Raw genomic sequence first — 21,502 nt, forward strand, 5'->3', positions numbered from 1 at the left:
GTAATAACGTAACAGTTATTGAAGGTGGTGACGCGCCGCAAGAGGGGGCGGGCAGGCGGGCGGGTGCTCCGGCAGTTAGCCGAAGACCGACCAGCCGGTGGCTTGGGCAAACCGCTCCACCGCCAGCGTGCCGAGCTTGGAGTTGCCGTGCCGGTTCAACCCCGGCGACCAAACGGCGATGGAGGCCCGCCCCGGCACGATCACCAGGATGCCGCCGCCCACGCCGCTCTTGCCTGGCAGGCCAACCCGATAGGCAAAATCGCCGGAGCCATCATAGTGTCCGCAGGTCAGCATCAGCGCATTGATCCGCCGTACTCTGTCGCGCGAGATCATACTGGGCAGATCCGGGGAGCCGACGAGGAAGCGCCCTGCCATCGCCAGCTGACGCGGGGTCATTTCGATGGCGCATTGGTGGAAATAGGTGCCGCAGGTCAGCTCAGGGCTATTCTCGAAATTGCCATGGGCCGCCAGGAAATGCGACAGCGCCATATTGCGGTCGCCGTGCTCGGTCTCGGAACGGGCCACCGCATCGTCGATATGGATATCATCGTCGCCGGCAGCGGCGCGCACAAAGCGCAGGATCTCGCCCAGCACCTCGCGCGGGGCGTTGCCGGCGAGGATTGCATCGGTCACCACCAGGGCTCCGGCGTTGATGAAGGGATTGCGCGGAATGCCGTGTTCATGTTCGAGTTGCAGGATCGAGTTGAACGGCAGGCCCGAGGGTTCGCGCCCGACGCGACGCCAGAGATCCTCGCCCAGACGTCCCAGTGCGAGGGCGAGTGTGAAAACCTTGGACACCGACTGGATCGAAAAGCGCCTGTCCGAATCTCCCACCGCAAAGCTGCGCCCATCCGCCAGCGCCACCGCCATTCCAAACTGGTTCGTGTCGACGGAGGCAAGCTCCGGGATGTAGCCTGCGGCCGTTCCACGCTCCGTTTCCGCCTGCATGTCGGTTGCGATCTGCTGCAATATGCCTTCGAAATCCATGATACCTGCGTCCCGATGCCTCATCCCATCCTTTGACCAGCCATAGGCCAGCCCGGAGGCGGAGGCAAAGTCTGTTTCCGCTCACATCCTGTTTACGTTGGCATGAGACAAAGGGCGGTGATGAAGCTCGGTGTCGCCTATAGCGGTGGACCTGTGCAAGGCACGCGGCCGAGGCGTTCAAGACCTGACCTGACCCGACCAGTGGAGAGACCGATGCGCTATATGATCCTGACCCTTGTGATGCTCTCAGTCGGAGCGTGTTCGGGGACCATTGATCGTGATCATATGGGCATGAACATGTCGCGACAGGGCGAGAATTACGTGATCTCCGGCCGCTATGGGCCAGGTTGGTCCGAGAGTGATATCCGCAGTGAGGCCGAGGCTGCCTGCCGCGCCCGGTCGATGCGGCTCAGCCGATTTGAAGGTCAGTCCTATTCCAAGGCACGCGGGACACAGTTTTCGGCGAAATGCAGTCCCAAGCATTGAGGCGCGGTCCTGTTAAGGCTTCCGAATCAATGACTTTGCTGCCGCAGCATTTGCCCGGTCGCGCCTGAAACTTGGGCAGGCCGGGACCAATGGACGCAGAAATGCGGTGTATTCTCTGCCCTATTTGCCCCTGACACGCGGATTTCAGCCATGAGTGCTTGCCTAACCTGTTTCCGCAGAACAACTTTCTTCCTATAGTTAATCTACCCTATGTGTCAGACACGGGCTTTGGGAGGGCCATTACATGATCCGTTCGGAACTGATCCAGAAGATTGCAGACGAGAACCCGCACCTGTATCAGCGGGATGTGGAGCGGATCGTCAACACGGTCTTTGAAGAGGTCACCACCGCCATGTCGCGTGGGGATCGGGTTGAACTCAGGGGGTTCGGCGCCTTCTCGGTGAAGAAGCGCGACTCGCGCGTGGGCCGCAACCCGCGCACCGGAGAGACGGTCCATGTGGAGGAGAAGCACGTGCCGTTCTTCAAGACGGGCAAGCTGCTCCGGGATCGATTGAACGGAAAAGAAGAGTAAATGCGTTACATCCGCTATGCAGTCTGGGGCGTTTTGGCCGTGGTTCTGGTCTCCGTGTGCCTCGCCAATCGCGGTCTCGTGAACCTGAAGCTGATGCCAGAGGCCCTCGCGGAGCTGGTGGGATTCAACCCAGCGATCACACTGCCCTTGTTTGTTGTGGTTTTAGGCGGACTGGCCCTTGGTGTGGCGCTTGGCTACGTGCTGGAATACCTGCGCGAGCACAAGCATCGCCGGGAAGCCCGCGTGAAACACGGTGAGGTGAAGAAACTGTCGCGCGAGGTGAAGCGCCTCAAGCGCCAGAAACACGAAGGCAAGGACGAGGTGCTGGCTCTTCTCGACGATGCGTCCTGACATGACCGCGATCCGGTCCAAGATCTGCGGCATGAAGACGCCCGAGGATATCGCGGCGGCGGCTGAGGCCGGCGCGGCCTATGTGGGGCTGAACTTCTTTGCCAAATCCGCGCGTTCGGTCAGCATCGCCCAAGCGGCAGTGCTGGCATCGGGCGCGCCGGTGGGCTTGGCGAAGGTTGGCCTCGTGGTTAATCCGACGGACGCGGAGCTGGATGCGATCACCGGCGCGGTGCCGCTCGACATGATCCAGCTGCACGGCGCCGAAAGCCCCGAGCGCGTGGCCGAGGTCAAGGCCCGCTATGGCCTGCCAGTGATGAAGGTCATTGGCGTGGCAGAGGCGGCGGATCTCGACCCCATCGACATCTATTCCCAGGTCGCTGATCAGATTATGATCGATGCCAAGGCCCCCAAGGGAGCGGTGCTGCCGGGCGGCAATGGCGTGGCCTTCGACTGGCAGCTGCTGGCGGGCAAGAAATACTGGCAGGCGCCCTGGATGCTGGCCGGTGGGCTGACGCCGGACAATGTCGCCGAGGCGATCCGCAAGACCGGCACCCGTCAGGTCGATGTGGCTTCCGGCGTTGAAAGCGCGCCCGCGCAGAAGGACCCGCAGCTGATGCAGGCCTTTGTGGCGGCCACGCGCGATCTCTGACACGCGCCTCAGGCGTTTGGTCTCCCGCAATAGGACCCAATCCAGCGCAGCAGGCGCAACCAGCGCAGGCGGCGCTTGCGCCTGTGATAGGAGCGGAGCCGCCGGCGGGCGAGGTCGCGCTCCCGTTCCCAGCTACTGACGAGGGGAGGCGGAGAATGGGACTGCAGGTGGGCGCACATCCGATGACCTTTCATTTTTGCCAAGGTTCCTGCAGTCTCATGTACGAGGCCTGCCCCGTTAAGCGGGTGTTTTTGCAAGGGGGCTTTCATAAATGAAACATGCTCCGTCTCTGGATGATCTCGAGCTGTTTGCGCTGGTGGGGCAGGCAGGTGGGCTGGCGCCGGTGTCGCGGCAGCGCGGTGTGAGCGTGCCGACGCTGAGCCGTCGCATGCGGGCGCTGGAGGGGCAGCTCGGCTGGCAGCTGTTCGAGAGGGGGTCGCAAGGCTATAGACTGACGGCGCGCGGGCGCGCGCTGCTGGACGAGACCGAAGGCCTGCGGGCGGAGGCGCGGCGGGTGCGGCAGCTGGCGGCGGAGCCAGCACCGGTGGAGGTGCGGATCACCGCGGGTAGCTGGACGTCGGCCTATCTGGCGGCACAGCTGCCGCGGTTCTGGCAGGTGCAGGCGGGTTGGCGGCCCTCCTTCCTAGAGGCTTCGGCGCGACTGGACATTGCCCGGCGCGGTGCGGATATCGGCATCCGCAACCAGCGACCGCAGCAAAGCTGGCTGGCGGGACGGCGCACGGCACGGATCAGCTATGCGGAATACGCGCTGCGTGACAGCGTGCAGGGCTATGTGGCGTTGCGGGAAGGCGCGGTGGAGACGCCCAGCTCGGCCTGGGTGCGGGCGCAGCATGGCGAAGACATCACGGTGACCGCCAGCACGCCGCGGATGCTCGCGGATCTGGCCTGTACCGGAGCGGGGCGTGTGGTGCTGCCGAGGTTTGCAGCTCTGTTGTTCCCGGTGCTGCAGCAGGTGAGCTCGGAGATCGGCGCGCTGGCGCATGAGGAATGGCTGGTGAGCCACCACGAGGCGCGCCACGACCCGCCCCTGCGCACCGCGCTGGACAGTCTGGCGGCAGTGTTGACGGATCCGGATCTGCGGAGGGGTCTTGTCGCGCCGGATTGAAGCGAACAGCAAGAGCTTGACGGGACAGGGCAAACGGGCCGGGCGGCTCCCGCCCGCTCTTGTGCCCCCTTGTCAGGGGACCCGTCGATCCGATGGGCCAGGCGCCGCGCGCGCCCAACGGGCGCGCGCGGCGGGTCGCGTAAGGCTCTGCCTGACGCGAAAACCCTTCTCGAGCCGGGCTTTCGGCAGCATGTACTGTGAATTTACCGAGAAACCTGTTTCTCTTGCCCTAAATGCGCTTTAGAACCAGCGCATACGGAAGACGGAGATACCCCCATGGCCGATGATCTCATCAACAGCTTCATGAACGGACCGGACGAGAATGGCCGTTTCGGCATCTTTGGCGGCCGCTTTGTCAGCGAAACGCTGATGCCGCTGATCCTGTCGCTCGAAGAGGAATATGAACGCGCCAAGGTGGACCCGGACTTCTGGGCCGAGATGGACGATCTGTGGAAGCACTACGTTGGCCGCCCCAGCCCGTTGTACTATGCGGAGCGTCTGACCGAGCATCTGGGCGGCGCCAAGGTCTACCTGAAGCGGGACGAGCTCAATCACACCGGCGCCCACAAGGTGAACAATGTGCTGGGTCAGATCCTGCTGGCGCGGCGCATGGGCAAGACACGCATCATTGCCGAGACCGGTGCCGGCCAGCACGGTGTGGCCACAGCCACCGTCTGCGCCAAGTTTGGTCTGAAATGCGTGGTCTACATGGGCGCGCATGACGTGCGTCGCCAGGCGCCCAACGTGTTCCGTATGCGTCTGCTGGGCGCAGAGGTGATCCCGGTGACCTCCGGTCGCGGCACGCTCAAGGACGCGATGAACGACGCCCTGCGCGACTGGGTGACCAATGTGCGCGACACGTTCTACTGCATCGGCACGGTGGCGGGTCCGCACCCCTATCCGGCCATGGTGCGTGACTTCCAGTCGGTGATCGGCAAGGAGGTGCGCTGGCAGCTGGCGGAGCAGGAAGGCGAAGGCCGTCTGCCTGATACGTTGATCGCGGCGATCGGTGGCGGCTCCAACGCCATGGGCCTGTTCCACCCGTTCCTTGACGATCCCAGCGTCAACATCATCGGCGTCGAGGCCGGCGGCAAGGGCGTGGACGAGAAGATGGAGCATTGCGCCTCGCTCACCGGCGGCCGTCCCGGCGTGCTGCATGGCAACCGTACCTACTTGCTGCAGGATGACGACGGGCAGATCCTCGAAGGTTTCTCGATCTCTGCGGGTCTCGATTATCCGGGCATCGGGCCGGAGCATTCCTGGCTGCATGAAACCGGGCGCGCAAAATATGTCTCCATCACCGACAAGGAAGCGCTGGAGGCGTTCCAGCTCTCCTGCGCGATGGAGGGGATCATTCCGGCGCTGGAACCGAGCCACGCGCTGGCCCATGTGACGAAGATCGCCCCCGAGCTGCCCCGCGACCATATCATCGTGATGAACATGTGCGGGCGCGGTGACAAGGACATCTTTACCGTGGCGCGTCACCTCGGATTTGACATGTCCGACACCGAGGAAGGCCGCGATCTGGAGGAGTGACCTCCGCGCAGCTGAGCGCCGACAATACACCGATAAAAAGGCGCGCCCTGTGGGGTGTGCCTTTTTTATATGGCGATGCTCTAGTACTATGGAGCCGGGAACACTCGGCAAGGACCGCTTTTTTAACGGCATGTTATAGGCTCGCACCCCATTCTGAGGCTGTTTTTTAACTGGTTTCAGGTTTTCCCATGCAGGATACGACTTTGCAGGCCGTGCAGGAGCTGCAGCTTGCCGCTGATCATTTGTGGACGATCATCGCCGCGGCACTGGTGCTGATGATGCAACTGGGGTTTCTGCTCGTCGAGGCCGGGATGTCGCGGTCGAAAAACAGCATTAACGTCGCGCAGAAGAACATCACCGATTTTCTGGTCTCCGTCAGCGCATTCTATGTGCTTGGCTTTGGTCTGATGTTCGGCACGTCGCGGGCGGGTTGGTTTGGTACTGATACCTTCGCGATCAAGCAGGCGGACGACTGGCATTATACCTTTTTCGTCTTTCAGGCGGTATTCGCAGGTACGGCCGCGACAATCATGTCCGGGGCCGTCGCCGAGCGGATGCGCTATGGGGTCTATGTTGCCGCGGCGCTGTTCATCGGGTTGATTGTTTACCCGATCAGCGGCCACTGGGCTTGGGGCAACCTGTTGAACGGTGAGAACCCGGCCTATCTGGCGGACAAGGGCTTCATCGATTTTGCCGGCTCCACCGTGGTGCATTCGGTTGGCGCCTGGGTGGCGCTGGCTGGCATTGTGGTCTTGGGTGCGCGGATCGGCAAGTTCAATGCGGACGGCAAACCCAACCTGCTGCACGGTCACAGCTATGTGTTGGCCACGGGGGGCGCGATCATCCTCTGGGTGGGGTGGATCGGGTTCAATGGGGGCTCCACCACCGCAGCCAGTCCAGACATTGCCCACATCGTGCTGAACACGTTGCTTGCGGCTTGTTTCGGCGGCGTGATGGGCATTCTGACAGGGAGGGTCATTGATCCCGTGAATATTCCGCACCGTCCGATCAATGGCAGCCTTGCAGGCTTGGTTGCGATTACGGCCGGGTGCGATGCTGTCACCGTGCAGGGGGCTGTGATCATCGGGGCAGGGGCTGGCATGCTGGTCGTGGCCTCGGAATGGGTGATGGAAAACATTCTGAAGCTGGACGATGTTGTGGGCGCCGTGTCTGTGCATGGTATCTGTGGCGCTTATGGGACGGTTATTTTTGTCTTTTTTGCGCTGCCGGGCAAGCTTGCGCTCGATACGCCCGGCGCGCAGGCGCTGGTGCAATTGGAGGGCGTGGCGATCATCTTTGCTTGGGCTTTTGGTCTGAGCCTCGTGTTCTTCAAGGTGATTGATCTTGTGGCCGGAATTCGTGTGCCCGAAGAAGATGAGATCATCGGTCTGAACAGCACCGAACATGGCGCCACTCTGGGTACTGGGGCTCTGCAGAAGCAGTTGGAAGCGATGACGAAGAACGGAGTCGATCTGACGCGCCGATTTGATGAAACCGCCGGGGATGAGGCGGCGGAGCTGGCCGGCCTGTTCAATCCCTTCATCGATCAGGTGCACGCTCTGGTTTGTGATATCCGCGACAATGCTCGCAAAATGAAACAGTCCTCGTCCGGGCTGGAAACGCTGTCCAGTTCCTTTCGAGAGGGCGCGGCGCGGACGGGGGAGTTAACCGGAAGTGTCAGCGAAAGCTCAACCGAAGTGGTGGGGCAGGCGCGCAGTAACCGTGCGCTTGCAGAGAAAATCCTGGCGGAGATGACGACGATATCGACCAGCGCTGAGGGTATGTCGGGCGAGGTTACCGCCGTTTCGGACGCCATTTCGGATATGATGACGTCGATCAGCCATATTTCACAAAACGCCAGCTCGACCAGCGGCGTGACCCATGAGGCCAACCAGCTGTCGGGCGACGCGGTCGAAACCATGCAAGCGTTGTCCAAAGCCTCCGAGGAAATCGAGGCTGTGGTCGGGCTTATTCAGAAGATAACCATGCAAACCAATATGCTGGCAATCAATGCGGCGATCGAGGCCTCGCGGGCTGGGGATGCGGGCAAAGGATTTGCCATCGTCGCGGCACAGGTGCGCAGCCTGGCTGCAGAAACCAATATGGCTGCCGAGGAAATCCGAAGCCGGATCTCCAATATGCGATTGCAGTCGGACGATGCCTCTTCTGTCATTTCCGGGATCAAGGAATTGATGAAGGCCATTCATGCCTCGGTCGAGGGCATCACCACTGAAGTCGACTCGCAGCGTCGTGTCGCGGGGCAGGTTTCCGAACGCATGGCCAACGCCTCCAGCAAGGCCAAGTCCGTTGCGCGATCCATCGAGGATGTGCGGCAACAGGCCGACAGTGTGCGCAGCAACGCAACACGTAATGAGGAGCGCCTGTCGCAGAACGCTCACACCGCCACGATCCTGCAGAATGACGCCCGACAAAGCGCGGAGCAATCCGGCGTGCTGGCGCAGGAAGCCAATGCCATCAATACGTTGTCTGACAAGCTGAGCGCCTCTGTGGCGCAGTTCGATCTCGACAGCGCCGAAGACAGGCAGGATGCAGAGTGGTCGGCAGAAGAGCTGCGTCGATCCCCTGCCGCGCCTCCGGGGCACACCGAAGCGTCATAGGGCGAAGCAGACCACATTTCACCGAGGGGTCCGCCTGCGTGGCGCGGCCCCCTCGGTGAAAAAAGAGTGCTCAGCCTTCGTGCAGGACCGTCTCGAAGCCTTCGAACTGTGGGGCACCCAGAATGGGGCTTTCGCCGTCACGCTTTCCGGCGCCGCGGTGGGATGCGCGGAACTGGTCGGACTTCGTCCAGGCCTCAAAATCCGCGCGGGACTCCCAGATCACATGGCTGGAGTACAAGGTGTGATCGTCGTGCTCGGGGCCCTTGAGCAGGCGAAATTCTCGAAACCCTGGCATCTCGCGCAGGCGGCTTTCGCGTTCTCTCCAGATGGTTTCGAAATCGGTTTCGCGGCCGGGGCGAATTTTGAATCGGTTCATGGCGATAAAGCTCATGTGGCAGTGTCCATTCTTGCAGATATGTGTGGAGCAAAGCTGGCTGATGCAACGCAAGCGTTCGGCTGGCCGATGCCCTGACCTACGCCAATAGGGCGGCCGCCTTCAAGTCAAAGGCCGCTCAATCCGGGCTTGGCAGTAGCCAGGGTCTGCGCGTTACTTGAATTTATCCAGCAGCTTCTGCATCGGCGAACGGGCGTCCTCAGCGAGGGGCGCCTCAGGGGCGGGCGGCGTTGCGGCCTTGGTCGCAGCCGCTTTTTCCGGCGCGGCTTGCGGGGACGACTGTGTCCGCTTGGCAGGTTTGCCGCCCTCGGTTCCGGTCGAGCTTCGCGGTGGTGCGACGCGCAGGGCGACCGCGTTCATGAACTTGCCGCTATCCCCAAGGGCGAGCGAGGGGGCGCCGTCGGCGATGCCGCGCAGGAGGTCGTCGAGCCAGCCCTGATCCGCTTTTGGGAAGTCCCGCAGCACGTAGCCTGCCACAGCATCCTTATGCCCCGGATGACCAACGCCCAGACGGACGCGCCCGTAGTCCGCCCCGATATGAGCATGGATCGAACGCAACCCGTTGTGACCGGCGTGGCCGCCGCCCTGTTTCACACGACATTTCCCCGGTGCCAGATCCAGCTCGTCATGGAACACCATCACATCGGCTGGTGTGAGTTTGAAGAACCGCAGTGCTTCGCCGACGGACTGGCCGGAGTTGTTCATAAAGGTCTGAGGTTTCAGCAGAATGGACTTTTCGCGACCTATGCTTCCCTCGCTCAGCTGTCCCTGAAACTTGGCCTTCCACGGTGAAAAGCCATGATCCGCCGCGATCTGGTCCAGCGCCATAAAGCCGATATTATGGCGGTTGCCCGCATATTTCGCGCCCGGATTGCCGAGGCCGACGAAGAGTTTCATGATGTGCTCCGCTGGTTCCTGTTGGTGCAGTGATGCCTGTTTTGTCGGCAAGAATCCAGTGTCGGCAGTCGGCTTCCTTTCGCGCGAGTTCTGCCACAAATTGGTCCAATACGTTTGTCAGATCTTGCGAAGGCTGTGCCGTTTGTGCGGTATGGTGTGGGGATTTAGGGGCAATAATTATGTTTAAAGTACTTTTGAAACGGGACCAACGCGACTGCACGAATGGCTCTCGGGGGCGAGCGCGGGGCGTTGCGGCGCTCCTCATCGGCACAGTTGTGGCTGGCTGCGCGGTGGAGCCGGGGCCGTCGGTGCCCACTAAGACCGGAAGCTCCGTCTTCGAAGCGCGCCAGTCGTTGGCGTTTTGTGCGCCGCAGGGACCGAAGGGCGGAAAGGCGGCGGTGACGTCCAGCTATATCGCCTCGATGATCTTTCTCGGTATTTTGCCCGGCGCAATCGCTGCGGCGAGCGGGGAAGAACACACCCGACGTCATGGCGCGATTGATGCGGTGGATGATTGTCTGTCGGAACAGGGGTTTGAGCGTCGCGAGCTGACCGCGCAAGAGGCTGTCGCGATCAAACAGCGAGACCGCTACGCGCGCGATCAGCTTCTGACGCATCTCGTCAACGGCGGCGCATTGGCAACCTACGACGGCCCGTGAGGCGACCTCAGAAGGTGGCAAGCGGTTGTGGGTCTGCCCGCCGCGTCGCCGCCGCATGCAGCAGGTCTGACACCTCAATAGTCGGCACATAAAAACGGGCCCCGCGAGGGACCCGTTCTGTAAAATCGTCAGCCCGGAATGGGCGAGATCTTATTCTTCTGCAGCCGCTTCCGCTTCTTCGGCTTCGTCCTCGGCTTCATCGTCCGCGGATTTCAGGCCGGACGGAGCAGAGACATTCGCGATCACGAAGTCACGGTCGATGGTCGGCTTGGAGCCCTGGGGCAGGGTGACGTCGGAGATGTGAATCACATCGCCGATGGCCTTGCCTGCGAGGTCTACGGTCAGTTTTTCCGGAATGTCACCGGCGGTCACGACCAGTTCGACTTCGGCGCGGACAACGGTCAGGACACCGCCACGCTTGAGGCCAACACATTCTTCTTCGTTGATGAACTCAACGGGGATGAACAGGTTGATCTTCGAGGTGCGACGCAGACGCATCAGGTCGAAGTGGGTCGGCAGGTCTTTGACGATGTCACGCTGGACGTCGCGGCAGATCACGCGCACATCGTCGTGGCCTTCAACCTTGAGGTTGAACAGGGTCGACTTGAAGCGGCCGGCTTTCAGCTTTTTCAGCAGTTCGTTGTAGGGGATCTGAATCGCCAGCGGATCCACGTCACCACCAAATACAACTCCAGGAACCAGATGCGCACGGCGTGCAGCGCGAGCGGCGCCCTTGCCCGTCCCCGCGCGTTCCTGGCATACGAGATCAGGAATCTCATTCGCCATTTTTATTCTCCATATATAATCGGGGGTGCCTCCAAGGCTGTCACCCCGCGTGAAGCCGCTCTGTTAGACGGAAAAGCCCTGTTTGGAAAGCCCTAAACTGCCGCTTTTGCCTGTCTCGGCGCCAGTTTCCCGTCAGACTCCATCAGACGTGCATGAAGGTCGAACTCTGCCGCGCGCGCCACACGCAAGCGCGCACGGGTCTGCTCTGACAGCTCTGTCGGCACCTGTGGTGATACGTTGCGTGGTTCGAAGGTGATTCTCTGCTCGAACCGTTCACTCAGAAAGGTTTCCAGTCGGTCCCAACGTTCGTAGGCGAACAAATGGTCAATCAGAAGCCGTCCGCCGCGCCCGCTGAGCATGCGAAGCTGGCTGCCGATCTGGGTGCAAGGGGGAGGGGTCTCGGAGAGGAGCGCCTCGACAAATTCTTCGAACGTCAAGTGGCCAGAATATTCCGGTTTGTCCCTGATCTCGTCACGCGTGCGATATTTATACCAGCTGCGGATCTGGTCCTCGGGCTCGCGCAGCACCGCAAAGCTCTCCAGGGCGACGTCGAAGGTTTCGCTGATGAACGGGCGGACCTTGCGGTGAAAGCGCTTGGTGGAAATATGCTTGCGGGCGCCGCGAAACACGATGTCCGCGTGCGGGCGCAACGCCTGCTCTATGGCGGTGGTCCCGGTTTTGGGAATCGCGACAAATGCGAGAGCTTGGGGCGTGAAGATCAGCATGTTCATTGGCATAGCCCTGCCGAGACCTATGGACCAGATCTGTAGCGGTACAATTTGCCGATTGTGGCGCCGTGCGCACTGTGCATCCTCACGCGCATGGAATTTTTTACGGATATGCGCACCAGCGCGGTGCATGGGCGGGCCTTTGCTGTCATGGGGTTCTGTGTCGGAGCCTTCGCAGCCTATGCGCCGCAACTGAAGTCACAGGCGGGATTGGGCGACGCCGAATTTGGTCTGGCACTTCTTGTCGGGGCCGTGGGGGCCGTTGGCGCGATGTGGCTGGCGCCGCGGGTGGATCGAAGGCTTGGTCCGGCAGCCATGGTGATTTGCGCTCTGATGTTGGCCGCAGCGTTTCTGTTGCCGGGGTTGGCGTACAGTTGGGTCACCTTTGCAGCGGCCATGTTCGTGGCCTCCGGAGCCGCTGGTCTGCTGGACGTGGTGATGAACGCGCGGCTCAGCGGGTTGGAAGCCCGCACGGGGCGGTCGCTGATGAACCTCAATCACGGTTTGTTTTCGCTGGCCTATGCGCTGGCCGCGTTGGTGGCCGGGCTGGTACGGGAGGCTGGTGTGCCGCCGATTTGGTGCTTTGCGGGAATTCTTGCGGTGTCGGCGCTGCTGGCGCTTGGCATGCGCGATGCGGTGCCATCAGACCGCACTGGCGAAGAGGATGGCACATCGTCTGCGGCGTTGCCGGGGCTGATGGTCGTTCTGGCAGGGGTGATCGTGTTGATCGCCTTCACTGCGGAACAGGCGACGGAAAACTGGTCTGCCCTACACCTGGAGCGCGCCTTTGGAGCCAGTGCCGCCGAAGGTGCGATCGGGCCGGCGATCCTTGGTCTGACTATGGGGATCGGGCGTTTGTCCGGACAGGAGGTGGTGCGCCGTATTGCCGAAGGCAAGCTGATGCAGATCGCGGCAGCACTCGCGGCTTTCGGGCTCTTGCTGGCCGCTTTCGCGCCGGTGCAGGGGCTGGCCTATGCAGGGTTTGCAATTCTTGGGCTGGGTGTGTCGGTCATTGGCCCAACTGCGTTGGCTTGGGTGGGGAAGGCGATCCCATCCCGACTGCGCGGTGCCGCGATTTCGCGCATGGTGATGATTGGCTACTGCGGTTTCTTTATCGGCCCGCCGGTGATCGGGTTCATGGCGGAAGCTTTTGGATTGCGGCTGGCCTTGGCGATGATGGGCGGAATGCTCCTGTGCATCACCGCCATTCTGGTGCCCGCTCTGCGGGCCTCGGCGCGCAGGGCGGGTGTGGTGGCCTAGGTCTGGGCGTTCAGGCCCAGCGACCAGTGAAATCCTCTGGCACCATTAGATTGTGTCGTCCAAGATTGCTGACAGATTTCTCGCCGCAGAGTGCCATCGAGGTGTCCAGTTCCTTGTGGATGACCTCCAGCGCTCGGGTGACGCCCTGTTGCCCCATGGCGCCAAGCCCGTAAACAAAGGCGCGCCCGATCATCGTGCCGGTGGCGCCAAGCGCCAGCGCCTTCAGCACGTCCTGGCCGGAGCGAATGCCGCTGTCCAGATGCACTTCGACCTGGTCGCCGACCGCATCCATGATCTGGGGCAGCATGCGAATCGATGACAATGCGCCATCCAGCTGGCGGCCACCGTGGTTGGACACAGTAATCGCATCCGCACCAACCTTGGCGGCCATCTTGGCATCTTCCTCATCGAGGATGCCCTTCAGGATCACCTTGCCGCCCCACATCTCCTTGAGCTTTTCGATCTTGCCCCAGTCGAGCGAGGGGTCGAATTGTTCGGCGGTCCATGCGCCGAGTGATGAGGCATCGGAAATGCCTTCAACATGGCCGACAATATTGCCGAAGTTGCGCCGCTTCGCGCTCAACATTTCGATCCCCCAGGCCCATTTGGTCATCAGGTTCGCGATGGTCCGCGGTGTCAGCTTCGGTGGCGCGGAGAGGCCGTTCTTCAGATCCTTGTGACGCTGGCCGAGGATTTGCAGGTCGAGGGTGATCACCAGGGCCGAGCAATTGGCGGCCTTGGCGCGCCCGATCAGGCGGCGCATATAGTCCTCGTCCTTCATCGTATATAGCTGGAACCAGAAGGGCTTGGTGGTTGCCTCGGCCACCTCTTCGATGGAATTGATTGACATTGTCGACAGCGTGAAAGGCACGCCGAAGGCTTCTGCGGCACGGGCGGCCTTGATCTCGCCATCGGCGGATTGCATGCCGGTCAGCCCCACGGGCGCCAAGGCCACAGGCATGGCCACCTCCTGTCCGATCATTCGAGAGGCGGTGGAGCGGCCGGCCATGTCTACAGCCACGCGTTGACGCAGGCGAATTTGCTCGAAATCGGTGGTGTTGTCGCGAAAGGTCTGTTCGGTCCAGGAGCCACTCTCGGCATAATCGAAGAACATCTTTGGCACACGCCGCGCGTAGATGCGCTTCAGATCCTCTATATTGGTAATGACGGGCATGAATAAACTCCTCGACGTGCGCGCGACTGGTAATGTTTTCTTACCAATCTGACGCTGGCATGGCAAGCGAGGCCATCGTAATCTTGCATTTACGGTTTTGTGCAAGTTTATTGACGGACACCTGCCGGAATCGCGATGTCATGATATGCGGACCGGACACCTGCGAAGCTTCTGGAGAATTGCCGGAGTTTCATGAGCTGACCAGTGCGCAGCTTTGAATTTATGCCGCCCCGCGTGCAGAGCGCTCGGGGTCGTTTCTTGATTTTAGACCTGATGCGTGTCCTGCCTGGAATTTATCCATGCAGACAGGGCCTAACGGCTGCGGCATCTTCTGGAGGTAGAAGCAACGTGAAGGTTGTGTTCATATCGAATCTGGACGACGGGGATATTGCCGCCCTGGTTGCCCGTGCGCCGCGTGTGCCTTTGCATCGCGTGCCCCTGCGTCGTTGTCCAATGTGTCCCGAAGCCGCCCCTCAGAGACCGTCATGACACTGCGTCCCGAGGATCCATTGGTGCCCGAACGCGCGTCAGATGACCCGTCCTATCGTGACCTTCTCATCGAGTTGGAGCGGGAGAGGGAACGGAGCGCGGAGCTGGAATCACAGCTGGAGCGCAAGTCCCAGTCGTTGCGCCGCGCCAATGGATCGCTGGTGGCATTGGCGCGACAAGTGGACCGGATGGTGAAGGAACGCACAGAGGACCTCGCACGTGATCGGGCCGAGGCAGAGGCGGAAAGCGCTGCCAAAACACAGTTTCTCGCCACCATGAGCCATGAGATCCGTACGCCTCTGAACGGAGTTCTGGGTATGGCTTCGGCTCTGGCGGATACCACGCTGGTCGAGGAGCAGGCGCAGATCCTCGATGTCCTGCGCGAGAGCGGGCGCCTGTTGCTCAGTATTGTTGATGACATCCTTGACCTGTCGAAGATCGAAGAGGGCAAGCTGGAGCTGGAGCGTCTGCCTATCGACGTGGTGGATCTTCTGGATGCGGTCTGTCGCCAGTTTCAGCCTCGAATGGAGGCGAAGGGGTTGGATTTCACCCGCCTTTATGGTGGTGCGCTTTCAGCTGGCGGGACTTGGGTGAATATCGACCCGACCCGATTTCAGCAGGTGCTGACAAATCTGCTGTCCAATGCGGCGAAGTTCACTGATCGTGGCGCGATCACCCTGACAGCTGATTTGACGGACCATCAGGACGGCACGCTGATCTTGTCGGTGACAGTGCGGGATACCGGTGTCGGCTTGTCGCAGGCGCAGGTCGAGAGATTGTTTCAGCCTTATGTGCAGGCCGATGCCAGCGTGCATCGCAACCATGGTGGAACCGGACTGGGCTTGGCGATCTCGCGCCAGATCTGTCTGCGCATGGGCGGTGAGCTGGAGTGCCGAAGTGCCATGGGCGACGGGAGCGAATTTTGCGCCACCTTCCGCGTGTCGCGTGCCACGCCGCTGGAAAAGACGCCTGAACCGGATCAGAAGGCGGATGTGGACGTGATCGCCCGGCGGCGCTGGCGGGTCCTCGTGGCAGAGGACAATCGCACCAATCGCATGGTGCTTCACCATATCCTGCGCCACCATGATCTGGATCTTCTTTGGGTCGAGAACGGCGAGCAAGCGGTTGAGGCCTGTCGTCGGGTCGAGCCCGATCTGGTGCTGATGGACGTGAATATGCCGTTGATGGATGGGGTGACTGCAGCCGGGCAGGTCCGGGCCGAGGAACGTGCACAGGATCGCACGCCGGTACCGATCATTGCTGTCTCGGCGAATGCGCTGGTGCATCAAGTCAGGCATTATCTTGAGAGCGGTATGAACTACCATGTGGCAAAGCCGATCCGTAAGGACCGCCTGCTTCGCGTGATGGCGCAGGCCTTGCTGGATGCTCCAATCGTCGAAGATAGCGCTTAAACCTCGTCCCCGGGCGACGCTCAGCAGCAGAATGCTAAACGGCGGCCCGCTTGGCCGCCGTTTAGCATTCTGTGTCAGGACGCCGGGGTCAGCCCGCGTGTGCGCCATCCGCAAGTGATTTCACGAAAGCGAGCACCTCGGACGCGGATTTTCCGGCACCAATTTCGGCAACGATGGCACTGCCCACTACGGCGCCGTCAGAGATCGACGCAATGGTCTGTGCGCGCTCCGGTGTTTTGATACCAAAGCCTACGATCACGGGCAGGTCGGTCGCCGCTTTGATGCGCGACACCTCTGGGCCAACATCCGATGCTTCGGCCTCTGCCGCACCGGTGATGCCGGTGATCGAAACATAGTAGACAAATCCGGAGGTGTTTTGCAGCACGCGCGGCAGGCGGGCGTTGTCGGTGGTGGGTGTGGCCAGCCGGATGAAGTTGAGACCCGCTGCCTGGGCAGGCAGACACAACTCGCTGTCTTCCTCGGGCGGCAAATCTACCACGATCAGCCCGTCGATGCCTGCAGCCTTGGCATCGGCAAGGAATGTCTCCACACCGCGAGAATAGATCGGATTATAGTAGCCCATCAGCACGATCGGCGTTGTGTCGTCCTCTTTGCGGAAGTCGCGCGCCAATTGGAGCGTGCGCTCCAAAGTCATGCCGCCTTCCAGCGCACGTTGCCCGGCAAGCTGAATGGTCGGGCCGTCGGCCATCGGATCAGTGAAGGGCAGGCCGAGTTCGATGATGTCTACGCCAGCGCCGGGCAGGCCTTTGACCATTTCCAATGAAGTGTCATAGTCGGGGTCGCCCGCCATCACATAGGTGACGAAGGCCTTTTTGCCCGCTGCAGACAGTTCGGCAAATTTGGCGTCGATACGTGTGGTGGGACGGGTCATGTGCGGGCCTTCTGAGATCTCTGTTGCTTGGTTTGATGTGCCGAAACTTCCCGGCAAAATCAATCCCGACGAGACCTCAGGGCGATGTTTAACTTTAAGCCGTCTTGGAAAGCTCAGTTTCTTGCGCGATGTCGCAGGGGGACGTGAAGGCGCAAACTGATGGCGTTGAGGCCTGGATTCTGGTCGCCAATGGAGGCGTTGGAGATATGTGTGAATGCCAGCGACAGACGACGCCCGCCGCGCAGCTCGCGCCCGATACCAACGAGCGAGCGGATCTCGAAGGTAGAACCGAGATCATTGGCTTTTTCCCCCTCGAAGAACGCCCCCGGCATCACGCTGGCCTCGATAAACCAACGCCGTCCCAGGTCGCGCTGGGCCTGAAGGCCGCCGCCGAGGAAAATGTCACCTGTTTCATGCACCTGTGCGGTGACACCAAGTCCCGCATCAAACCCGAGCAGGCGCCAGTCTCGCGTGCCGAGGTAATCGGCTGAAAGATAGGCGCCATCGTCGGCCTGTTCCGCAAGGAAGTCGGCATGCCCGAAGCCGAAAACAAGTTCCTGAGCCTGTGCTACAGATGTGAAGAGCAGAGACGGGAGAAGGGCAAACGTGGTTACAAGTCTGCGCATGAGATCCTCGCGAACTGGGGCTGCCGGCGCGTGGCGCATCGGCCTGCGGGTTGCGTGAAATCAGGATAAAGGAATGTGACAGCTATGTGTCAACAGTTATGAGCCGCCTGCTCAGACGCTGTGCGCTTGCGAAAATGGCAGATAGAGCCTAAGTGCTGGCTCCCAAATGGCATCAGGAGGCCGGTATGGGCTTTAAAATGGGAATCGTGGGTCTGCCGAACGTCGGCAAGTCGACCCTGTTCAACGCACTGACCAAGACCGCATCGGCGCAGGCGGCAAATTTTCCGTTCTGCACGATCGAGCCGAACGTGGGCGAGGTGGGAGTTCCCGACGCCCGATTGGAGAAACTGGCCGGGATCGCGCAATCGAAATCGATCATCCCGACGCGGATGACGTTTGTCGATATTGCAGGCCTTGTGAAGGGCGCCTCCAAGGGCGAAGGGCTGGGCAATCAGTTCCTCGCCAATATTCGCGAAGTGGACGCGATCGCCCATGTTTTGCGGTGTTTTGAGGATGGTGACGTCACTCACGTGGATGGCCGCGTCGACCCGGTTGCCGACGCTGACACCATCGAGACCGAGCTGATGCTCTCCGACCTTGAAAGCATCGAAAAACGCCGCGCCAACCTGGTGCGCAAGCTGAAGGGCAACGACAAGGAGGCCCAGCAGCAGGACCGGCTGCTGGCCGCCGCGCAGGCGATGCTGGAAGATGGCAAACCGGCCCGGCTGGTGGAGGTCGACGCGGACGACCAAAAGGCCTGGACGATGCTGCAGCTTCTGACCACCAAACCGGTGCTTTATGTCTGCAATGTCGGTGAGAGCGAGAGCGTTGACGGCAACGCCCATTCCGCCAAAGTGGCAGAGATGGCGGCGGCCCAAGGTAACAGCCATGTGATCATTTCGGCGCAGATCGAAGAGGAAATCAGCCAGCTGGAATCGGAAGAGGCGCAGATGTTCCTCGACGAAATGGGGCTGGAGGAGGCGGGTCTCGACCGTCTGATCCGCGCAGGCTACGAGTTGTTGCACCTCGAGACTTATTTCACCGTCGGCCCCAAGGAAGCCCGTGCCTGGACTATCAAGACCGGCACTGCCGCGCCCCAGGCGGCTGGTGTGATCCACGGCGATTTTGAGAAAGGCTTCATCCGCGCCGAGACCATCGCCTATGATGATTTCATCGCCTGTGGCGGCGAGAGCGGTGCCAAGGAAGCGGGCAAGATGCGCGCAGAGGGCAAAAGCTACATCGTCAAGGATGGCGACGTGCTGCACTTCCTGTTCAACACCTGACCGGCGCGCTCTGAACCGAATGGTCCGCAATGCCCGTCTTTGAAAAAAGGCGGGCATTTTTCTGGAACTGGTGTTTCGCCTCGCCGAACGCGGCAGGCGCTTGAGTTGCCGCTAACACATTGCTACACCCATCCAATTATTCAGTGGTAGGGATAACAATGACAACAAAACTCATCATCGACACGGATCCCGGCATCGACGATGCCATGGCGATTTTCTATGCCGCCGCCGCCCCGGATATCGAGCTTCTGGGCCTGACGACGATCTTTGGCAACGTGACCACCAAGACCGCCACCCGCAACGCGTTGCGCCTGCTGGAGGCAGCAGAACTGGACCTGCCGGTGGCCCATGGCGCCGAACAGCCGCTGGTGCTGCCGCCGTTCGAGCCCTCTGCTCATGTGCATGGTGATGAGGGCTTTGGAGAAATACCCGCCGCCACGCCCAAGGGCGCCGCTGTGGCCGAAGACGCCGCCGATTTCCTGATCCGCATGGCGCGGGAGCACAAAGGCGAGCTGGTGGTGTGTCCTATCGGGCCCTTGACCAACATCGCCGTCGCCATCCAGCGTGACGCGCAATTCGTCAAGAATTGCAAACGGATCGTCATCATGGGCGGCTCGCTCGAGGCGGGCGGCAACATCACTCCTCACGCCGAAGCCAACATCTACCACGACCCGCATGCGGCGGAAGTGGTGTTCGCGGCGGCTGCGGGCAAGGTGGTCATGGTGGGCTTGGATGTAACGCTGAAGATCCTCTGCACGCCCGAGGATTTCGACGCCATCAAGGAGCGTTCGCCCGATCTAGGCGGCATGCTCAAGGAGATGAGCGTCTTTTACATCAAGTTCTATCAGGAAGTTGCAAACCTCAATGGCTGTTCCCTGCACGATCCGGCCGCAGTGATCGCCTGCACCCATGCAGAGCTGTTTGAGACGCGCGCGGTGAAGGTCACGGTGTCGACCGAACAAGAAACATCCGGTGAGACCCGCGTTGCAGAAGATGCTCGCGGCGACACGCATGTGGCGATGGGCGTTGATGCGGAGGCTGTGAAATCCCTCTTTCTCAAGCGCTTGTCACTTCTTCCCTGACATTGCATCTCTTCAGCGGAAGGTGATCCTTTCGCTGAAGAGGCCCGCGGTTTTGTCGATTTTATCGACCAAGCAACCTGTAAAGCTTCGCTGATTTACGGCACGAAGCCTGTCGTTTTTTGACGGGGGCGTATCCTCGCGTTCTTCAGGACTTTTCTGAGTCGGATTGTGTCATAGCCCCCCCCTTCCGAGCATCCATCTGACCTTTGGCAGGCCGCGGCACTAAGTCCGCGTGCCGACGTGATCGCTGACCTGTCCGGCGTTTCTAAGTGCGCCCATGGCTGTTGCAGGTGGCATGCAGTTTCATGTTCATGACGCCCTTGGTTCGGCGGTTCAGGCGTCTGCGCCCCTCTGTTTCATCGAGAGGCTGGCCGCCGTGCGCTGCGCTTTGCGATATGTTGCTTCGCTCATGATAGTTCTCTTTTCACCATGATCGGCGGGCAAGCTGGCCAGCCTCTGCGCGACGATGCCTCTATCGCTTCAGCGCTTCCGCTTCTGTAGGGCGTTTCAGGGACCTACGCGGCCCCAATGGAGCCACGGTCCTCTCAACTGTGCGGTACGTGTCCCTGAGAAGCGTCCCTCCATCGCAAGCTATTGCGATGGAGGGAAACTATTCCGCTCCAGATGCGCAGATCATCAATGCAGGAGGTGCCGTGGCTCTCCGAAAAGAGCAGCTCTCAGACGCTGCAATTGCGCTTCATTCAAAAGGTTGAGGTTGCTCATTGATCAGATCTGCTTGAGAAACCTCAATCATTCCAATTGGCAAAAAACAATGAACTTTGAGTTTGAAGGATTTCTTAATCGGGCAATTGACTGCTAGGGGTTGTGTGAAATATCAATTTTGAGGTGCATAAGTAATCAACTTGAAATTGTTACTGTTGGTGTGATCTTAAATCGCCGTCTTGGGCAACTTCTTAAATGGAACTGGCAGACATGACGTTCTCGTTCGGATATTTGATTGCGACATTCCTTGGGCTAGGACGCCGAAACGGCCAGATCTGTCAACGCGCTCACCTGATATCCAGGCTGACGCGAAACTGCCTCCCGACGCTCGTTGGCGTGATGCTCTGGTTCACGGCAGCGGTGCCCGCGCAGGCGCAGTACAACGATTGTCCTCCACTCAATAACATCCCGCCCAACGGTGGAGAGGTCTGGTTGGACCTGACTCTTGATCAATGCACCCACGCCGAACCTGCAGCGACCTCGGATGTGATCCAAATCCAGTTTGACGCGATTAATGGCGACTTCAATGTCGGCTACTACGAAGCTGTCCCGGCCAATGCCACATCGTTCGGCGCGGTGGTGTTCGAAGGAATTACGCTCACGGAAGGCGTGCAAATAAACAATATCTCTTGCTCGGGTGCTGGTATCACACCTGACTGTGATCTGTCAGGCACCTTTGACGGGTCAGCCATCAGCGCAACTGCGTCAGACTCCGATGGCTCGGTGGGGTCAACACCGCCCGCCAACGCGGCGCCGACAGCGAATGCGGGTGCGGATCAGTCGGAGGTCTCGGGCACGGCGGTGACGCTGGA

Annotated in this window: 21 protein-coding genes; 13 read left to right on the forward strand and 8 right to left on the reverse strand. The window is 60.7% G+C overall.

The features are described 5' to 3' along the window. Positions 1–75: 75 nt before the first annotated feature. Positions 76–987, reverse strand: coding sequence for a glutaminase (locus R0J92_RS08730; protein ID WP_411051396.1), 912 nt, complete (start codon positions 985–987; stop codon positions 76–78). A 213-nt stretch (positions 988–1,200) separates the two neighbouring features. On the opposite strand from R0J92_RS08730, the gene R0J92_RS08735 reads away from it, so the two are divergent. From R0J92_RS08735 to amt, 7 genes are all read left to right on the forward strand, one after another. Then, positions 1,201–1,473, forward strand: a complete 273-nt coding sequence (locus R0J92_RS08735; RefSeq protein WP_411051397.1) for a hypothetical protein — start codon at positions 1,201–1,203, stop codon at positions 1,471–1,473. Between the two features lie 244 nt (positions 1,474–1,717). Continuing rightward, complete coding sequence (ihfB, locus tag R0J92_RS08740) at positions 1,718–2,005, forward strand: integration host factor subunit beta (protein ID WP_106161927.1); 288 nt, start codon at positions 1,718–1,720, stop codon at positions 2,003–2,005. After that, positions 2,006–2,356: a lipopolysaccharide assembly protein LapA domain-containing protein gene (locus R0J92_RS08745; RefSeq protein ID WP_106161928.1), complete on the forward strand. Its 351-nt coding sequence runs from the start codon at positions 2,006–2,008 to the stop codon at positions 2,354–2,356. A gap of 1 nt (position 2,357) precedes the next feature. Next, positions 2,358–3,005 (forward strand): phosphoribosylanthranilate isomerase, encoded by a 648-nt coding sequence (locus R0J92_RS08750; protein ID WP_317384285.1) that lies wholly within the window; start codon positions 2,358–2,360, stop codon positions 3,003–3,005. A gap of 271 nt (positions 3,006–3,276) precedes the next feature. After that, on the forward strand, positions 3,277–4,131 hold the full coding sequence (locus R0J92_RS08755; protein WP_411051398.1) for a LysR family transcriptional regulator: 855 nt from the start codon (positions 3,277–3,279) through the stop codon (positions 4,129–4,131). Between the two features lie 276 nt (positions 4,132–4,407). After that, positions 4,408–5,667, forward strand: a complete 1,260-nt coding sequence (gene trpB / locus R0J92_RS08760) for a tryptophan synthase subunit beta (protein ID WP_317384283.1) — start codon at positions 4,408–4,410, stop codon at positions 5,665–5,667. A gap of 188 nt (positions 5,668–5,855) precedes the next feature. Beyond that, positions 5,856–8,285 carry an ammonium transporter gene (gene amt, locus R0J92_RS08765; protein ID WP_411051399.1) on the forward strand — a complete coding sequence of 810 codons (2,430 nt, stop codon included), beginning with the start codon at positions 5,856–5,858 and terminating at the stop codon, positions 8,283–8,285. 70 nt (positions 8,286–8,355) lie between these two features. Here amt and R0J92_RS08770 read toward each other — a convergent pair whose 3' ends face one another. Both R0J92_RS08770 and pth read right to left on the reverse strand, forming a co-directional pair. Continuing rightward, positions 8,356–8,676 carry an antibiotic biosynthesis monooxygenase family protein gene (locus R0J92_RS08770; RefSeq protein ID WP_106161933.1) on the reverse strand — a complete coding sequence of 107 codons (321 nt, stop codon included), beginning with the start codon at positions 8,674–8,676 and terminating at the stop codon, positions 8,356–8,358. A 156-nt stretch (positions 8,677–8,832) separates the two neighbouring features. After that, the gene (pth, locus tag R0J92_RS08775; RefSeq protein WP_411051400.1) at positions 8,833–9,576 is read right to left on the reverse strand and encodes an aminoacyl-tRNA hydrolase; all 744 of its coding nucleotides are present in this window, start codon (positions 9,574–9,576) and stop codon (positions 8,833–8,835) included. Between the two features lie 179 nt (positions 9,577–9,755). Between pth and R0J92_RS08780 the strand changes: the two genes are divergently transcribed. Further along, positions 9,756–10,235 carry a hypothetical protein gene (locus tag R0J92_RS08780; protein ID WP_317384279.1) on the forward strand — a complete coding sequence of 160 codons (480 nt, stop codon included), beginning with the start codon at positions 9,756–9,758 and terminating at the stop codon, positions 10,233–10,235. Between the two features lie 150 nt (positions 10,236–10,385). On the opposite strand, the gene R0J92_RS08785 is transcribed toward R0J92_RS08780, so the two are convergent. Together R0J92_RS08785 and R0J92_RS08790 are read right to left on the reverse strand one after the other, a co-directional pair. After that, on the reverse strand, positions 10,386–11,021 hold the full coding sequence (locus R0J92_RS08785; RefSeq protein WP_106161935.1) for a 50S ribosomal protein L25/general stress protein Ctc: 636 nt from the start codon (positions 11,019–11,021) through the stop codon (positions 10,386–10,388). Between the two features lie 92 nt (positions 11,022–11,113). Further along, positions 11,114–11,752, reverse strand: coding sequence for a hypothetical protein (locus R0J92_RS08790; protein WP_411051401.1), 639 nt, complete (start codon positions 11,750–11,752; stop codon positions 11,114–11,116). Between the two features lie 90 nt (positions 11,753–11,842). Here R0J92_RS08790 and R0J92_RS08795 point away from each other — a divergent pair, with 90 nt between their 5' ends. Further along, complete coding sequence (locus tag R0J92_RS08795; protein ID WP_411051402.1) at positions 11,843–13,009, forward strand: MFS transporter; 1,167 nt, start codon at positions 11,843–11,845, stop codon at positions 13,007–13,009. A 10-nt stretch (positions 13,010–13,019) separates the two neighbouring features. On the opposite strand, the gene R0J92_RS08800 is transcribed toward R0J92_RS08795, so the two are convergent. Next, positions 13,020–14,183: an L-lactate dehydrogenase gene (locus R0J92_RS08800; protein ID WP_411051403.1), complete on the reverse strand. Its 1,164-nt coding sequence runs from the start codon at positions 14,181–14,183 to the stop codon at positions 13,020–13,022. Between the two features lie 485 nt (positions 14,184–14,668). Here R0J92_RS08800 and R0J92_RS08805 point away from each other — a divergent pair, with 485 nt between their 5' ends. Next, positions 14,669–16,084 (forward strand): ATP-binding protein, encoded by a 1,416-nt coding sequence (locus R0J92_RS08805; RefSeq protein ID WP_411051404.1) that lies wholly within the window; start codon positions 14,669–14,671, stop codon positions 16,082–16,084. An 88-nt stretch (positions 16,085–16,172) separates the two neighbouring features. On the opposite strand, the gene trpA is transcribed toward R0J92_RS08805, so the two are convergent. Beyond that, a complete protein-coding gene (gene trpA, locus R0J92_RS08810) occupies positions 16,173–16,976 on the reverse strand; it encodes a tryptophan synthase subunit alpha (RefSeq protein WP_411051405.1) in 804 nt (267 codons plus the stop codon). A gap of 113 nt (positions 16,977–17,089) precedes the next feature. Next, positions 17,090–17,602, reverse strand: coding sequence for an acyloxyacyl hydrolase (locus tag R0J92_RS08815; RefSeq protein WP_411051406.1), 513 nt, complete (start codon positions 17,600–17,602; stop codon positions 17,090–17,092). A 185-nt stretch (positions 17,603–17,787) separates the two neighbouring features. Between R0J92_RS08815 and ychF the strand changes: the two genes are divergently transcribed. The 3 genes from ychF to R0J92_RS08830 form a co-directional block, all read left to right on the forward strand. Further along, complete coding sequence (gene ychF / locus R0J92_RS08820) at positions 17,788–18,885, forward strand: redox-regulated ATPase YchF (protein WP_106161941.1); 1,098 nt, start codon at positions 17,788–17,790, stop codon at positions 18,883–18,885. A 158-nt stretch (positions 18,886–19,043) separates the two neighbouring features. Continuing rightward, positions 19,044–19,967 carry a nucleoside hydrolase gene (locus tag R0J92_RS08825; protein WP_411051407.1) on the forward strand — a complete coding sequence of 308 codons (924 nt, stop codon included), beginning with the start codon at positions 19,044–19,046 and terminating at the stop codon, positions 19,965–19,967. A 918-nt stretch (positions 19,968–20,885) separates the two neighbouring features. Continuing rightward, the coding region (locus R0J92_RS08830; RefSeq protein ID WP_411051408.1) for a hypothetical protein at positions 20,886–21,502 on the forward strand (617 nt) is incomplete at its 3' end.

It is taken from the genome of Tritonibacter sp. SIMBA_163 (assembly GCF_046535935.1).
Taxonomy (GTDB): domain Bacteria; phylum Pseudomonadota; class Alphaproteobacteria; order Rhodobacterales; family Rhodobacteraceae; genus Epibacterium; species Epibacterium scottomollicae.

Bases quoted from the DNA above. Each gene is read 5' to 3' on its own strand.
- R0J92_RS08730 (WP_411051396.1), bottom strand. From the start codon at position 987: ATGGATTTCGAAGGCATATTGCAGCAGATCGCAACCGACATGCAGGCG.
- R0J92_RS08825 (WP_411051407.1), top strand. From the start codon at position 19,044: ATGACAACAAAACTCATCATCGACACGGATCCCGGCATCGACGATGCC.
- R0J92_RS08750 (WP_317384285.1), top strand. From the start codon at position 2,358: ATGACCGCGATCCGGTCCAAGATCTGCGGCATGAAGACGCCCGAGGAT.
- R0J92_RS08745 (WP_106161928.1), top strand. From the start codon at position 2,006: ATGCGTTACATCCGCTATGCAGTCTGGGGCGTTTTGGCCGTGGTTCTG.
- R0J92_RS08785 (WP_106161935.1), bottom strand. From the start codon at position 11,021: ATGGCGAATGAGATTCCTGATCTCGTATGCCAGGAACGCGCGGGGACG.
- R0J92_RS08805 (WP_411051404.1), top strand. From the start codon at position 14,669: ATGACACTGCGTCCCGAGGATCCATTGGTGCCCGAACGCGCGTCAGAT.
- trpA (WP_411051405.1), bottom strand. From the start codon at position 16,976: ATGACCCGTCCCACCACACGTATCGACGCCAAATTTGCCGAACTGTCT.
- R0J92_RS08795 (WP_411051402.1), top strand. From the start codon at position 11,843: ATGGAATTTTTTACGGATATGCGCACCAGCGCGGTGCATGGGCGGGCC.
- R0J92_RS08800 (WP_411051403.1), bottom strand. From the start codon at position 14,183: ATGCCCGTCATTACCAATATAGAGGATCTGAAGCGCATCTACGCGCGG.
- R0J92_RS08755 (WP_411051398.1), top strand. From the start codon at position 3,277: ATGAAACATGCTCCGTCTCTGGATGATCTCGAGCTGTTTGCGCTGGTG.
- trpB (WP_317384283.1), top strand. From the start codon at position 4,408: ATGGCCGATGATCTCATCAACAGCTTCATGAACGGACCGGACGAGAAT.
- R0J92_RS08780 (WP_317384279.1), top strand. From the start codon at position 9,756: ATGTTTAAAGTACTTTTGAAACGGGACCAACGCGACTGCACGAATGGC.
- ychF (WP_106161941.1), top strand. From the start codon at position 17,788: ATGGGCTTTAAAATGGGAATCGTGGGTCTGCCGAACGTCGGCAAGTCG.
- pth (WP_411051400.1), bottom strand. From the start codon at position 9,576: ATGAAACTCTTCGTCGGCCTCGGCAATCCGGGCGCGAAATATGCGGGC.
- ihfB (WP_106161927.1), top strand. From the start codon at position 1,718: ATGATCCGTTCGGAACTGATCCAGAAGATTGCAGACGAGAACCCGCAC.
- R0J92_RS08770 (WP_106161933.1), bottom strand. From the start codon at position 8,676: ATGAGCTTTATCGCCATGAACCGATTCAAAATTCGCCCCGGCCGCGAA.
- R0J92_RS08735 (WP_411051397.1), top strand. From the start codon at position 1,201: ATGCGCTATATGATCCTGACCCTTGTGATGCTCTCAGTCGGAGCGTGT.
- R0J92_RS08790 (WP_411051401.1), bottom strand. From the start codon at position 11,752: ATGAACATGCTGATCTTCACGCCCCAAGCTCTCGCATTTGTCGCGATT.
- R0J92_RS08815 (WP_411051406.1), bottom strand. From the start codon at position 17,602: ATGCGCAGACTTGTAACCACGTTTGCCCTTCTCCCGTCTCTGCTCTTC.
- amt (WP_411051399.1), top strand. From the start codon at position 5,856: ATGCAGGATACGACTTTGCAGGCCGTGCAGGAGCTGCAGCTTGCCGCT.